Below are 14,623 nucleotides of genomic sequence, written 5' to 3'. Positions count from 1 at the left end.
CTGAGCTAGCGGCGCTTGTTTGTGTGCCGGACACTTGCCGTTCCGACGTGCAGAACGTTAGCACAGCGCCGCGAGCGGATCCCAATCGGCTGGTCAGCGCCCACGTGAGCTACATCGGCCACGTAACGATCCGGCCACTTGCGCAACTTCCAGGCACCCCGTGTCGTCACCTACTCGGGGGACGCCAAAACGACTTCGTGCAGGCAGTCTCGGGAGCGGGCGACAAGCAGATCGGAAGTACGTCGATGGGGATGTGGGGCAGGCGCGGTCGTGGGGTGGTCATGGCGGCTGCCGCTGTGATGCTGATCGCAGGCTGTTCGGGGGGCGGCGACAGTTCGACCGGTGCGGGGAGCACGTCGTCGAGCACTCCGCCGCCGCCGAAGCCGGTCACGTTGACGCTGGCGCTGAACGACGGTGCGGCCGACGTGTCGCCTGGGCTGCCGGTCATCGCCACGGCGGCGGACGGGAAGCTGTCCGAGGTCAAGCTGACGAACGCCGACGGCAAGGTCGTCGAGGGGAAGATGAACCCCGAGTCGACGCAGTGGAACAACACCGAGCCGCTCGGGTACGGCAAGACCTACAAGCTGAGCGCCACGGCGACCGGTGAGGACGGCAAGCCGCAGACCAAGGAGTCGTCCTTCACCACGGTGAAGCCGCGGACGCTGACCTACGTGTCGACGAACCCGCAGGACGGCTCGACCATCGGCGTCGGACAGCCGCTCGCCTTCTACTTCGACGAGCCGGTGGCCGACAAGGTCGCGGCCGAGAAGATGCTGGAGATCACCACCGAGCCCAAGGTCGAGGGCGCCTTCTACTGGTTCAACAAGAAGGAGGTGCACTGGCGTCCGGAGAAGTTCTGGGCACCCGGCACCAAGGTCACCATGCACGTCAAGGTCTACGGCAAGACCGTCGGTGACGGCATCTACGGCCAGGAAGACCGGATCATCACCACGACGGTCGGCGACTCGATGATCTACGAGGCGGACGGCGGCACGCACCAGGTCACCGTCAAGAAGAACGGCCAGGTCATCCGCACCATGCCCACGTCGATGGGCAACGCGGCGAACACCACCCCCACCGGCACGTACGTGCTGATGGAGAAGCACGACCGCATGATCATGGACTCGACCACGTACGGCCTCGCGCTGGAGAACGGCGGCTACAAGACGCCGGTCAGCTGGGCATACCGGATGTCGAACAGCGGCATCTTCTTCCACCAGGCCGAGTGGTCCGTCGGTGACCAGGGCCGCCGCAACGTGAGCCACGGCTGCCTCAACCTCTCGCCCGAGAACGCCAAGTGGGTGTACGACAACAGCAACCAGGGCGACGTCGTCATCGTCACGAACTCCGGCGGCCCGGCGCTCGAGCCGTGGGACGGGTTCGGCGACTGGCAGGTGCCGTGGAACCAGTGGGTCCAGGGCAACCGCTAGCAGCTTGATGAAGGGCCCCTTCATCCACGTGAGGTGGATGAAGGGGCCCTTCATCGTTCGGCGTCACTGGCCTGCTGAAAACGTTTGTGGAAGGCTGTCGCAGCCACCGCCGCCTGGTCGCACCTACCTGGGAGGCACTGTGGCTGCACCGCTGCGAAGACTGCTCGTGCTCGCATCGGCCCTGACGTTCGCGGTGGTCGCGGCATCACCCGCGCAAGCCGACGACGTGCTGCTCTCGCTCGGCAGACCGGCGACGGCGTCCAGCGAGAGCAACGCCCGGCACGTCGCCACTAAAGCCACCGATGTCGACCGCCGCACCACCTGGCGCAGCGAGAACGGTGACCGGCAGTGGATCTCCATCGACCTCGGCTCGATGTCCACGATCAACCGGGTCGTGCTGCGCTGGGGCTTCCTCTGCGCGAGGAGCTACTCGGTCCAGACGTCGCCGGAAGGCGTGTACTGGCGCGACATGTACCGCACCGAGAAGGGCGACGGCGGTGACGACAACCTGGAGTTCACCGGGTTCGGCCGCTGGGTCCGGGTCTCGCTGACCAAGCCGTGCTGGTGGAACTACGAGCTCAGGGAGTTCGAGGTCCACGGCACGCCCGGCGTCGTCGACACCGCACCGCCCGGCGCGCCGGGAACGTTGTCCGTCAAGGGCTTCACGGCCACCTCGGTCAACCTGCAGTGGGGACCGGCGAGCGACAACGTGGCCGTCGCGAGCTACGAGATCTACCAGTCCGGCCAGTTCGTGAAGACGGTCGACGGGCTTTCCAACAACGTCACCCGCCTCAACCCGAACACCACGTACTCCTTCTACGTCAACGCGAAGGACGCCGCGGGCAACATCTCGCAGGCCAGCAACTCCGTCACGGTGACCACACCGGCCGCCGTCGTCGACAATGAACCGCCGACCGTGCCCTACAACGCGATCGTCCAGAAGCTGACCGCGAACAGCGTCTCGCTCGCCTGGGGCGCGTCGAGCGACAACGTTGGTGTCGCCAGCTATGCGGTCTTCTCCGGTGGCATCCAGGTCGGCACCACGACCGGGCAGCAGACCACGATCGCTGGCCTGAAGCAGCAGACGGACTACGAGTTCACGATCAAGGCGATCGACACCTCTGGCAAGAGCTCCGCGTTCACCGCGCCGATCAAAGCCAGTACGCGCAAGGGACAGGACGCCGTCGGTGAGGTCACCAAGATCACCGACGAGACCGATGTGCCGTGGGGCCTGGAGTTCCTGAGGGACGGCACGGCTTTCTACGCCCAGCGCGACACCGGCGACATCATCCGCATCGCGCCGGACGGCACCAGGTCCGTCGCCGGCCGCGTCCCGAACGTCGTGAGCACCGACGGCGAGGGCGGCCTGCTCGGCGTCGAGCACAAGGACGGGTGGATCTACGCGTACCACACCAGCCCGACCGACAACCGGCTCGTCAGGTTCAGGCTGGTCGACGGAAAACTGGGCGAGCACCAGGTCCTGCTCACCGGCGCCCCGCGCAACAAGTTCCACAACGGCGGCAGGCTCCGCTTCGGCCCGGACGGCAAGATCTACATCGCGACCGGCGACGGCCAGGTCAGCTCCAACGCGCAGGACCTGAACTCGTTGGGCGGCAAGGTGTTGCGCGTCAACCCGGACGGGTCGGTCCCACGCGACAACCCGTTCCCCGGCAAGTACGTGTACAGCTACGGCCACCGCAACGTGCAGGGACTGGCGTTCGACTCGAAAGGCCGCCTCTGGGAGGCCGAGCTGGGCAACTCGGTCATGGACGAGGTCAATCTGATCAAGCCCGGCGGCAACTACGGCTGGCCCGCCTGCGAGGGCACGTCCGGTGAGTGCGGCGACCCGACTTTCCTGGCGCCCAGGCACACCTGGCCGGTCAGCCAGGCTTCCCCGAGCGGACTGGCCATTGTGGACGACGTGCTGTACCTGGCGGCGTTGCGCGGCCAGCGGCTCTACCGGATCCCGATCGGTGGCCGGCCCGAGGTGTTCTTCGAGGGCGCTTACGGTCGCTTGAGGACGGTCGAGAAGACGCCACAGGGCGATCTGTGGCTCACGACGTCCAACGGGGACAAGGACTCCATCCCCAACAACAGCAACACCCAGATCTACAAGCTCGACCTGAAGTAGCTCAGGACACCGTCACCTGGCCGCCGGAAACGGTCAGGTGACGGTTCACCTGCACCGCCTCGAGCATCCGCCGGTCGTGCGTCACCAGCAGCAACGTGCCGGGGTAGTTCTCCAGCGCCGACTCCAGCTGCTCGATCGCGGGCAGGTCGAGGTGGTTCGTCGGCTCGTCCAGCACCAGCAGGTTCACGCCGCGTCCTTGCAGCAACGCCAACGCGGCCCGCGTCCGTTCGCCGGGCGACAGCGAAGCCGCCGACCGCATCACGTGCGCTGCTTTCAGGCCGAACTTCGCCAGCAACGTCCGCACGTCGGCCGGGTTCATCTCCGGCACGGCCTCCTGGAACGCGTCCACCAGCGGCAGTGAGCCCAGGAACAGCCCGCGCGCCTGGTCCACCTCGCCGACCACGACACCGGAACCCAGCGTCGCGTAGCCGGAGGTCAGCTCCGCCCTTCCGAGCAGCGCGGCCAGCAACGTCGACTTGCCCGCCCCGTTCGCGCCGGTGATCGCGACCCGGTCCGCCCAGTCGATCTGCAGGTCGACCGGACCCAGCCGGAAGCCGCCTCGTTCGACGACCGCACCGCGCAGAGACGCCACGACCGCACCGGATCGGGGTGCGGAGGCGATCTCCATCCGGAGGTCCCACTCCTTGCGCGGCTCCTCGACGACGTCCAGCCGTTCGATCATGCGGTCGGTCTGGCGGGCCTTCGACGCCTGCTTCTCGGTCGCGTCGGCACGGAACTTGCGGGCGTTCTTGTCGTTGTCGCCGGCCTTGCGCCGGGCGTTCTTCACGCCCTTCTCCATCCACGAGCGCTGCATGCGCGCGCGGGCCTCCAACGACGCCTTGGTGTCCGCGAACTCCTCGTAGTCGTCACGGGCGTGCTGGCGGGCCCGCGCGCGTTCTTCGAGGTACGACTCGTAGCCACCGCCGTACAACCTGACCTGGTTCTGGTGCAGGTCCAGCTCCAGCACGCTGGTGACCGTGCGGGCCAGGAACTCGCGGTCGTGCGACACCAGCACCGTGCCCGCGCGCAGCCCTGTGACGAACTTCTCCAGCCGCTCCAGGCCGTCGAGGTCCAGGTCGTTGGTCGGCTCGTCCAGCAGGAAGATGTCGTAGCGGCTGAGCAGCAACGACGCCATGCCCGCCCGCGCGGCCTGACCGCCGGACAGCGAGGTCATCAACGCGTCCAGGCCCACGGTCAGGCCGAGGTCCGCGACGACCTCCAGCGATCGTTCCTCCAGGTCGGCGCCACCCAGTGCGAGCCACTGGTCCAACGCCTCGGAGTAGCCCTCGTCGTTGCCCGCCGTCAGCGCCTCGGTGGCCACGTCCAAAGCCGCCTGTGCCGCCGCAACGCCGGTCCGGCGCGCCAGGAAGTCACGGACGGTCTCACCTTCGAGCCTCTCCGGCTCCTGGGCGAGGTGGCCGACGTTCGCAGAGGGCGGGTTCAGCGAGACACGGCCCTCCTCAGGAGGGATCAGTCCCGCAAGGGTTCGGAGCAGCGTCGACTTGCCCGCGCCGTTCACCCCGACGAGCCCGATGACGTCTCCGGGAGCGACCACGAGGTCCAGGCCGGAGAACAGGACACGATCACCGTGACCTGCGGCGAGATCCTTGGCGACGAGCGTGGTCATGAAGACTCCCGAAACGTGAAGAAAGGCCCCCGCGATGCGGAGGCCTTTCGACAAAAAGGGTGAGTGACGGGACTTGAACCCGCGACACCTGGGATCACAACCCAGTGCTCTGCCAGCTGAGCTACACCCACCATGACCGGCGGGAGAAGCATAGCAATGGCATCCACCAAGATAAAAATCAGGGGTTCAGTCGGCCTTCTTCAGCAGCTCAGCGGCCACGGCCTGGGCCTGCTCGGTCGACGGGCCGGGCTGCGGCACGAACGCGGTGCGACGGTAGTACGCCAGCTCCCGGATCGACTCGATGATGTCCGCGAGCGCCCGGTGCGCGAGACCCTTGCCCGGCTGCGCGTAGTAGATGCGCGGGTACCAGCGCCGGCACAGCTCCTTGATCGACGACACGTCGACCATGCGGTAGTGCAGGTGGGCGTCCAACGCCGGCATGTCGCGCGCGATGAAGCCGCGGTCCGTGGCGATGGAGTTGCCGGCCAGCGGGGCCGTGCGCGGGTCCGGGACCCACTCCTTGATGTACGCGAGCACGGCCGCCTCGGCCTCTTCCATCGACACCGCGGAGGCGCGCACCTCTTCTGTCAGGCCCGACTTGGCGTGCATCTCCATGACGACTTCCGGCATCGAGGCGAGCACTTCGTCATCCGCGTGGATCACAATGTCCACGCCGTCGCCGAGCACGTTGAGCTCGGCGTCCGTGACCAGTGCCGCGATCTCGATCAGAGCGTCCTTGCCCAAGTCGAGTCCGGTCATCTCGCAGTCGATCCACACCAGACGATCCATCACGCCCCGAACATTACTGCGCAACGCGTCAACTTCGAGTGGCGGCGTGCAGCAACCTGGTTACGCTCCTCGTGCATGACGGCTCAAGCTGAGATCGCTGCTGGATACGCCTCCGAGAGCGCGGCCATCGAGCTCGGCGCCGTGCTGGTCGACGGAACGGTGGAGTCGACCGCGCACGTCCGCATCCCGTTGTCCATGGTCAACCGCCACGGACTCGTCGCGGGAGCAACGGGAACCGGCAAGACGAAGACCCTGCAGCTGCTCGCGGAACAGCTGTCCAACAACGGCGTGCCGGTGCTGATGGCCGACGTGAAGGGTGACTTGTCCGGTCTGTCGCGAGAAGGCGGGCGCAGCGACCGGACCGACGCGCGCGCCAAGGACACCGGTGACGACTGGCAGCCGCAGGCGTATCCCGTGGAGTTCCTGTCGATCGGCACGGGGGGTCTCGGCGTGCCGCTGCGGGCGACGGTCACGAGCTTCGGGCCGATCCTGCTGTCGAAGGTGCTGGGCCTGAACGACACCCAGGAGTCGACGCTCGGCCTGATCTTCCACTGGGCGGACTCGAAGGGCCTCCCGCTGCTCGACACCAAGGACCTGCGCAGTGTCATCCAGCACCTCACCAGCGACGAGGGCAAGGAGGACCTGAAGGGCATCGGCGGGGTGTCGAGCAGCACCGCGGGCGTCATCCTGCGGGCGCTGGTCAACCTGGAGGCGCAGGGCGGGGACCGGTTCTTCGGCGAACCGGAGCTGGACCCGGCCGACCTGATGCGGCAGCGCGACGGCAAGGGGGTCGTCAGTCTGCTGGAACTGGCCGAGCTGCAGGGCAATCCGGCGTTGTTCTCGACGTTCTTGATGTGGCTGCTGGCGGAGCTGTTCGAGACGCTGCCGGAAGAGGGCGACGTCGAGAAGCCCAAGCTGGTGTTCTTCTTCGACGAGGCGCATCTGCTGTTCTCGAACGCGTCGAAGGCGTTCCTCGACCAGATCACCCAGACTGTGAAGCTCATCCGGTCCAAGGGAATCGGCGTGTTCTTCTGCACGCAGCTGCCGACCGACATCCCGAACGACGTGCTGTCGCAGCTCGGCGCGCGCGTTCAGCACGCACTGCGCGCGTTCACGCCGGACGACCAGAAAGCGTTGGCGCGCACGGTGAAGACGTATCCGACGACGCCGCACTACGACCTGGAGAAGGCACTTACGTCGCTCGGCATCGGCGAGGCGATCATCACCGTGCTGAGCGAGAAGGGCGCGCCGACGCCGGTCGCGTGGACCCGGCTGCGCGCGCCTCGCTCATTGATGGACACCATCGGCAACGACGCGATCAAGCAAGGCGCCCAGAACTCGGACCTTCACGGCAAGTACTCGGAGACCGTCGACCGCGAGTCGGCGTACGAGCAGCTGATGCAGAAAGTCGCGCCACCGCAGGAAGAACAACAAACCCCGGCACCCCAACGTCAGGAGAAGGAGGAACCGGGGCTCGTCGAGAAGGTGCTCGGCAACAGTGCGGTGAAGTCGTTCCTGCGGTCAGCCGGCAGCGCCCTGGCGCGCGAGATCACGCGGGGCATGTTCGGGACTTCGCGCAAGCGACGCTGACAACACGGCCGCGCCGATGCAGAGGGCGCCCGCGACGTACCAGGCCAGGTCGTAGCTGCCCAGGTGGTCGCGCGTGAGCCCGGCCGCGGACGCCGCGATGGCCGCGCCGAGCTGGTGCGACGCGAACACCCAGCCGAACACGACAGGCCCGGACATGCCGAAGTACTGACGGCACAACGCCACGGTCGGCGGTACGGTCGCGACCCAGTCCAGGCCGTAGAAGATGATGAACACCAGCATCGACGGGTGCGCCGACTCGCCGAACAGTTGCGGCAGCAGCATCAACGACAGCCCGCGCAACGCGTAGTACGCCGCCAGCAGCAGCCGCGAGTCCATCTTGTCGGTCAGCCAGCCGGACGCGATCGTGCCCACGATGTCGAACACGCCGACCAGCGCCAGCAGCCCGGCCGCGGTCGTCGTCGGCATGCCGTGGTCGTGCGCGGCCGGGATGAAGTGCGTGCCCACCAAGCCGTTCGTGGAGGCGCCGCAGATCGCGAAACCGCCTGCGAGCAACCAGAACGGCCGGGTCCTGGCAGCCGAGCCCAACGCGGACAGGGCACGACGAGCCGCGCCACCGGACGGCGGCGGGGGAGTGTCCTCGGTCGCGCCGAGCGGCAGCAGCCCGACGTCGCGCGGGTACTCGCGCAGGAAGAACGCCGCCAACGGCACCACCGCGAGTGCCGCGATGCAGATCACCAGCGACGCGGGCCGCCAGCCGTAGGCGTCGGCCAGCCACGCCACCAGCGGCAGGAACACCAGCTGCCCGGCCGCGCCACCGGCGGTCAGCACACCCGTGACCAGGCCGCGGTGCCGCACGAACCACCGTCCGGTGATCGTCGCGACGAACGCCAGCGCCATCGAGCCCGTGCCGGTCCCGACGACGACACCCCACAACAGCACGAGCTGCCACGACGACGTCATGAACACCGTCAGCCCGCTGCCGATCGCGACCATCGTCAACGCGAAGGTCACCACGACCCGCACGCCGAACCTGTCCATCAGCGCGGCGGCGAACGGCGCGGTCAACCCGTACAGCAACAGGTTGATCGAGATGGCGAGCGAGATCGTGCCGGTCGTCCAGCCGAACTCCGCCCGCAACGGCTCGATCAACGCACCAGGAGCCGCGCGGAACGACGCGGCACCCACCAAGGCGATGAAGGACACACCTGCGACAACCCAGGCCCAATGCAGTCTCACGCCGACAAGGTTGCGTGATGCCGAAACAGGCGACCAGTGGCCAGATAGCCAACATGTGAAAGAATCCGGCCATGCACCGCATCGCCGTTCTCGCTCTGGAGCAGTCGGTGGCGTTCGACCTCGGCAGCTCGACGCACATGTTCGCCCGGCTCGGCGACCTGTACGAGGTCGTCGTCTGTTCGCCGGACCGCCGCCCGATCCCCACCAGCGGCGGCTTCACCATCGCGCCCGAGCACGGCTTGGAGGCGCTCCAAGACGCGGACACGGTGCTGGTGCCGGGCACCTACTACAAGCCCGCGCGCGAAGGCTGGCTCGAACCGGCCGTCCTGGAGGCGCTGACCACGACTCGTGCGCCGCGGATCATGTCGATCTGCACCGGCGCGTTCGTGCTGGCCGCCGCAGGCCTGCTCGACGGCAGGCCCGCGACCACGCACTGGGGCACCACGGAGGAGTTCCGCGCGCTGTACCCGAAGGTGCGGCTCAACCCGGACGTGCTGTTCATCGACGACGGAGACATCCTCACCTCGGCGGGCGTCGCCGCGGGCATCGACCTGTGCCTGCACGTCATCAGGTCAGACCACGGCAGCGAGGTGGCGAACTGGATCGCCCGGTACTGCGTCGTGCCGGCGTGGCGGCAGGGCGGCCAGTCGCAGTTCGTCGACCGCCCGGTGCCGAGCTACCCGGACACCTCGACGGCGTTGGCCCGCGAGTGGGCCTTGGAGCGGCTCCAAGAACCGCTCGACCTCGCCGGGATGGCCGCGCAGGTGCGGATGAGCGTGCGCACGTTCACGCGCCGGTTCCGGGCCGAGACCGGGATGTCACCGGGGCAGTGGCTGACGCAGCAGCGGGTGGAGCGGGCCCGGCACCTGCTGGAGTCGACCGAACTGCCGGTCGACCAGGTGGCGCGGCACGCCGGGTTCGGGACCGGGGCGGCGCTCAGGCAGCAGCTGGCGGCGTCGATCGGGGTGTCGCCGACGGCCTACCGGCAGACCTTCCGCACGGCGTGACACCCCGATCCACAGTGGACTAACCCTCCGTCAGGAACGGGCGCAGCAGGTCCGGCACCGCCTCGTCGGCCAGCGCCAGCCCGTCGGCCTCACCGACGTCCGTCACGTGGTAGACACCCGCACCCGCCGCCGTCGTCGCGCCGATCGTCATCAACCCGCTGCGGCGCTGGAAGAACGACCGCCGGATGCGCCAGCCGATGATGCCGGTGCGCTGCAACGCCACGGTCGAGCGAACCAGAGAGTTGTTGCGCGTCACCAGATACCGGTCGTCGAGCGCGTTGCCGAGCGAGCGGTAGTTGTCCCAGCCGACCAGCGCCGCGAACGGGAGGATCACCACAGGGATCGGCCACGCCCACGACGGTGCGAAGATCGCCAGGCCGGCCGCGATCACGACCCACGGCACCACGTGCCGGATCATGCTGCGGCGCAACGCGGCGAACGGGTGCTTGCGGAGCTTGCGCAGAGTCGGGTCGTCCGCGACCTTCAGCACGTCCTGCGAGACCTCGTGCGCCACGGACAACGGCGCGGGCGGCAGCAACAGGTTGCTCTCGCCCTTCGAACCCAGGCCCGTGGTCACCGCGGCGAGCTTCGCGCCCTTGCCCGCGCGGACCAGCAGCGGTTCCTGGATGTCGACGCCGCGAAGCCGTTGCTCCTCCACGGAAACCGAGCGGGTGGTGAGCAGACCCCGTTGCACGCGCAGGGTTCCGTCCGGCTCGCGGGTCAGCTTGTAGTTCCAGAACTGAAGAATGTAAAGCGGCACGGACAGCACCAGCCCGAGCACGGCCAGCGCGATCACGAACGCGCCGATCAGCGTGAAGCTCGGGTGCTCGAACAGCCACTCCCACAGGTCCTGGACCGGGTGCAGGCCGAGGTCGTCCGCGTAGTTCGACAGCAGGCCGAACACGGCACCGATCGCGACCAGTCCGGACAACGACAGCGGCGCGAACTTCAGCCACTTCAGGTCGAGCTGCGAGATGACCTCCGACGAGGCGACCGCCGGCTCCGCGCCAGGCTCGTCGGACGAGCCAGCCCTGGGCGTGACTGTCTTCTGCAGCAACAACACCCGCAGCCGCTCGGCCTCCTCCGACGTCACCGCGTCGAGCGTGAGGCCGTCGGTGCCGGGGGTGTCCTGCTGCCCGGTGCCGATCCGCACCGCCGACAACCCGAACACGCGGTGGCCGGGCTTCGAGGTGAGGTCGACCGTCCTGATGCGATCGCGCGGCACCGCGAGCTGCTTGCGGGTCAGCAACCCCGTGTGCAGCTCGACCTGGTCGTCGGTGATGCGGTACTTCGTGGTGCGCCAGATGAAGTAGCTGAACGCGAGGATCAGCGCGACCGTGACGCCACTCGCGAACAGACGCCACTTCTCGCCGTTGCCGGTGATCAGCAGGACCGCGATCGGCACCAGCATCGCGATGCCCTCGTTGAGCGGTCGCACGATCAGCATGCGCACGTGCAGGCGGTGCCACTCCGTCAGCGGCTCGGTGAACTCCGGCGCCGCGGGCAGTTCGGCGGTCACGTGGCATCACCCGGCGTGGCCTGCGTGGTGTTCGTCAGCTCGACCACGAGCTGCTGCGCCACCTCGTGGTCCAGGCCCTCGATCTCGACCGGGCCCGCGGCCGACGCGGTCGTCACCGTGACCGTGGAGAGGCCGAGCATCTGCTGGAACGGCCCGCGCTTGGTGTCGATGGTCTGGATGCGCGACACGGGCGCGACCCGCCACTCCTGGTTCAGCCAGCCGGAGAGGGTGTAGACGGCGTCCGGCGTGGTCTCCCAGCGGTGCACGCGGTAGCGCCAGCTCGGCTCGACCGCGGTGTGCACGATTCCGACGACCAGCGTGGCGACCAACAGGGCGAGCTCCCACGTGGGCGGCTCGTTCACCACGAGGAACACGACGAGCTGGGGCACGAACAACACCAGCCAGAACAAGGCCGCCTGCATCGTCCACAGCAGGACCGACTTCGGACTCACCTGGTGACGAGGCGTGCGCAGTTGCAGAGTCACCCCACAAGGGTGCCTCACTCGCACCTGGCGATGTGGCCAGGTGTGTCAATTGGTGTGCCGGTGGTGAGGTGGTCTTGCTTGCGAGGGAGGCAAGACCACCTCAACCGGGCAAAACGATCAGGGCGCGACCGCGAACGGCGGCAGGAACGGGTTCGTGTTGTGCCCGCCGGGTGCGCCGGTCTCGCAGGAGTCCGCGAGGGCTGCGCCGCCCGTCAGAGCAAGGCCAGCCAAACTGAGGATCACTGCGGCGACGATTCGAGCGATAGTGTTCAACTTCATCAAGGGGCTCCGTTCGATTGGTGGCGGCCGTGGATGAGGGCAGGAAGTCGTTGACGAGGTTCGGCGCGAGGCTGCGAGCGGTCCGGCTGCAACGCGGTTTGTCGCAAAAGGACCTCGCGTGCCCAGGTGTGTCCATGAGCTACGTGTCGAGGCTCGAGTCCGGCGAACGCGTCCCGTCGCCCGCCGTGGTGCGCAGGCTCGCCGAGGTGCTCGGCGTCGACCCGTCCGAGCTGATGGTCGACGAGGACCGCACCGCGATGCAGGACGAGGCGCTGGCGTGGTGCGAGGCGCTGCTGGCCTACCACGACGGCGACCTGGTGATGGCCGTCGACCTGCTGGAAACGCTGGGAAAGCGGTCGGACGAGGAGATGTTCGGCTGGTGCGTGCGCTGGACGCGCCTGGTGATGCTGGCGCGCCAACGCGACCACGAGGGTCTGCTGCTGGCGGCGGCGAAGCTGCGCAAGTCCTGGTCTCCCGGTCCGGCGGTGGACGCGTTGGTGGAGATCCTGCGCGCATCCTCGTTGCGGCGCCTCGGCCGGACGGCCGAATCCGTGCGGGCCGCGACCGAGTCCGTTGAGCTGGCCAGCGGTGACGGTGAACGGGTGCGTCGGGTCAACACGCGCGCGCTCATCGCGTTGTGCGCGGAGCTGACCGCGGCCGGACGTCTCGCCGACGCCGAACAGGTGGTGGACCAGCTTTCCGTGCGGCTGCCCGAACTCGGGCGCGACCGGCTCGCGATCTCCACGTGGTGGGCGCGCGCGAAGGTCGCGGATCGTCTCGGCGACCGGACCGAAGCGGCGCACTGCATCCGCGAGGCCGTCGGCATGCTCGACGACTTCGACGGCGATCCCGAGTACCGCTGCCGCGTTCGCCTCGCGGGAGCGTCCATCGCGTTGCGCACGCCCGGTGCGAACCTCGACGAGGTCGTGGCGTTGCTGGACAAGGTGGAGACGACGGTCGCGGCGATGCGGCAGCAGGACGGGCTTCTCGCGCACGCACGGGCGTTGCGCGCCGAGCTGGCGTTGCGCGACGGAGAGGTCGACAAGGCTCGCGAACTCGCCGAGGAGGCGCTCGCGACCGGCCGGCTCGACGCCGAGCAGCAGTTGCGGTGCCACCTGCTGCTGGTGCGGGCGGCGGACGAGGTCGACCCGGAGGGCAGCATCGGCGCGCGCACGGCACTGGCCGCGCTGCTGGAGCACATCAACCCCGAGGGCGTTGATCCGCTCCTGTGGCGCGACGTGGCGCGGATCGCGCTCAGGAAGCACTGACCGCAGGCGGCGTTGCCCGGCCATGACCGCCCCTCGCTCGTTAACTGGACACCTTGTTAACGGAGCATGACACAGACCAGTTACCCGTCACATCACCCAATTCCACTTCGCCGACATGGGTAAATCACCCAATAACCGCGACCACCCCGTCAGCGGCAAGCGACCGAACGGGCGATTGGACCCCAGTCTGGTCGGACCAATTGTCAATCACTTGACAATGGATGACTCGCCGTTGGTGAGGTTCATCCACCACACGATGGCGCCGGAACGCCCGTTGACGTCAAGCGTCGTGTAGATCCGCTGGAGGTGGTTCTGCACGGTCTTGGGGGACAGGCCGAGCGACTCGGCGATCATCGCGGTGCTCGCCCCGGCCGCCACGAGCCGCAGCACCTCGATGCCGCGCTTGGTGAGCCCTGCTCGCAACGCGCTCGCGATCCGGGTGTTCGTGTGCTCCGCGGTGCCGGTCTCACGCAGCTCGCCGGTGTGTGGCACGCGCACCACGGCGTCCTCGCGCTTGGGCTCGAAACGCCTGTGCGCCAACTGTTCCACGAGCCGTGACGACAGGTCGTGCTCGCGCATCCGCAGCAGATCGCGACCCTCTTGCAACTCCCACAACCGGTACTGCTCCAACTGCAGCCGCGCGTGCCGCAGAGCCCGTTCCAGGTTCCCAGATCGTTCGTACGCCTCACTTAGTTGTTGGTGGGCGTGCACCGCGACCTCCCGCGCCAGGCAGCTCATCGCGAGCTCGGCGGCCTGGGTCAGCTGGCTGATCTGGTCCTGATAGCGCTTGCGCGCTCCGGACAAACGGGCGCGCGCCATCAGGGCCTCTGCTCGCGCCACCGGACGGTTCCTTCCGGCAAGCAACTGGTCAGCGCGCTGCCAGCTGCGGTGCGCGCGGTCAAGTTCACCCAGATCGATGCGCACGTGTGTCAGCAGGACGTTGACCATCGCCATCCGCACCGGGTCGCCGACCTGCTTCCACCGGTCGCGCACCTGCGCGCACAACGCTTCCGCGCGCCGCAGCTTGCGCACGCACGGTTCGCCGTCGAGGCTGCAGCGGCTCTCCTCGGTGCGGATCATGCAGTGCTCGTGGTACTGCATGCGCATCACGCGTGCCTGTTCGAACAGCACCGAGCCGATCAGCTCGTTGTCGCCGGTGAGCTCCGCGAGACCCAGCGCCCTGGCGAACGAGTTGAAGCTCCGCTCGCGCGAGTCGAGCCGCAGTTCCACGACAGCACGGGAAAAGCTGCACCGCGCCTGCAGTCCGATGTGGCGGTTCGCGGCCGCGATCTCCTGCACTC

At 68.1% G+C, this 14,623-nt stretch carries 12 protein-coding genes and 1 tRNA gene; 5 read left to right on the top strand and 8 right to left on the bottom strand.

Annotation, left to right across the window (positions count from 1 at the left end; all coding sequences use genetic code 11):
• Positions 1 to 197: 197 nt before the first annotated feature.
• Entirely contained in the window at positions 198 to 1,430 is a 1,233-nt protein-coding gene (locus UK23_RS44415; protein WP_231114966.1) for a L,D-transpeptidase, read from the top strand.
• A gap of 139 nt (positions 1,431 to 1,569) precedes the next feature.
• Entirely contained in the window at positions 1,570 to 3,561 is a 1,992-nt protein-coding gene (locus UK23_RS44410) for a PQQ-dependent sugar dehydrogenase (RefSeq protein WP_052685599.1), read from the top strand.
• Between the two features lies 1 nt (position 3,562).
• On the opposite strand, the gene UK23_RS44405 is transcribed toward UK23_RS44410, so the two are convergent.
• The 3 genes from UK23_RS44405 to orn form a co-directional block, all read right to left on the bottom strand.
• Positions 3,563 to 5,188, bottom strand: a complete 1,626-nt coding sequence (locus UK23_RS44405) for an ABC-F family ATP-binding cassette domain-containing protein (RefSeq protein WP_045317862.1) — start codon at positions 5,186 to 5,188, stop codon at positions 3,563 to 3,565.
• Between the two features lie 58 nt (positions 5,189 to 5,246).
• Positions 5,247 to 5,319 (bottom strand) — tRNA-His (locus UK23_RS44400).
• Positions 5,320 to 5,374: 55 nt separating this feature from the next.
• The gene (orn, locus tag UK23_RS44395) at positions 5,375 to 5,980 is read right to left on the bottom strand and encodes an oligoribonuclease (protein ID WP_045317861.1); all 606 of its coding nucleotides are present in this window, start codon (positions 5,978 to 5,980) and stop codon (positions 5,375 to 5,377) included.
• A gap of 72 nt (positions 5,981 to 6,052) precedes the next feature.
• Between orn and UK23_RS44390 the strand changes: the two genes are divergently transcribed.
• Entirely contained in the window at positions 6,053 to 7,567 is a 1,515-nt protein-coding gene (locus UK23_RS44390; RefSeq protein ID WP_045317860.1) for a helicase HerA-like domain-containing protein, read from the top strand.
• Here the strand turns inward: UK23_RS44390 and UK23_RS44385 are convergent.
• Positions 7,499 to 8,764, bottom strand: coding sequence for an MFS transporter (locus UK23_RS44385; protein ID WP_045317859.1), 1,266 nt, complete (start codon positions 8,762 to 8,764; stop codon positions 7,499 to 7,501). The two genes, UK23_RS44390 and UK23_RS44385, sit on opposite strands and share 69 nt — an antisense overlap.
• Positions 8,765 to 8,835: 71 nt before the next feature.
• Between UK23_RS44385 and UK23_RS44380 the strand changes: the two genes are divergently transcribed.
• Positions 8,836 to 9,771 carry a GlxA family transcriptional regulator gene (locus UK23_RS44380; RefSeq protein WP_045317858.1) on the top strand — a complete coding sequence of 312 codons (936 nt, stop codon included), beginning with the start codon at positions 8,836 to 8,838 and terminating at the stop codon, positions 9,769 to 9,771.
• A 19-nt stretch (positions 9,772 to 9,790) separates the two neighbouring features.
• Here the strand turns inward: UK23_RS44380 and UK23_RS44375 are convergent, their stop codons facing one another.
• From UK23_RS44375 to UK23_RS52330, 3 genes are all read right to left on the bottom strand, one after another.
• Positions 9,791 to 11,290, bottom strand: a complete 1,500-nt coding sequence (locus tag UK23_RS44375) for a PH domain-containing protein (protein WP_045317857.1) — start codon at positions 11,288 to 11,290, stop codon at positions 9,791 to 9,793.
• Positions 11,287 to 11,769: a PH domain-containing protein gene (locus UK23_RS44370; RefSeq protein ID WP_419503930.1), complete on the bottom strand. Its 483-nt coding sequence runs from the start codon at positions 11,767 to 11,769 to the stop codon at positions 11,287 to 11,289. Before UK23_RS44370 ends, UK23_RS44375 begins: the two co-directional genes overlap by 4 nt.
• A gap of 123 nt (positions 11,770 to 11,892) precedes the next feature.
• Positions 11,893 to 12,054: a hypothetical protein gene (locus UK23_RS52330; protein WP_156213838.1), complete on the bottom strand. Its 162-nt coding sequence runs from the start codon at positions 12,052 to 12,054 to the stop codon at positions 11,893 to 11,895.
• Positions 12,055 to 12,074: 20 nt separating this feature from the next.
• Between UK23_RS52330 and UK23_RS49510 the strand changes: the two genes are divergently transcribed.
• Positions 12,075 to 13,322, top strand: coding sequence for a helix-turn-helix domain-containing protein (locus tag UK23_RS49510; protein WP_330770613.1), 1,248 nt, complete (start codon positions 12,075 to 12,077; stop codon positions 13,320 to 13,322).
• Positions 13,323 to 13,529: 207 nt separating this feature from the next.
• Here the strand turns inward: UK23_RS49510 and UK23_RS49505 are convergent.
• Positions 13,530 to 14,623: helix-turn-helix transcriptional regulator (locus UK23_RS49505; protein WP_231114965.1), on the bottom strand; the 1,094-nt coding region annotated here is incomplete at its 5' end.

Origin of the sequence: Lentzea aerocolonigenes, assembly GCF_000955955.1 — a bacterium.
Lineage (GTDB): Bacteria > Actinomycetota > Actinomycetes > Mycobacteriales > Pseudonocardiaceae > Lentzea > Lentzea aerocolonigenes_A.
The sequence above is the reverse complement of the archived record's forward strand: the minus strand, read 5'-3'. Positions and strand labels throughout refer to the sequence as shown.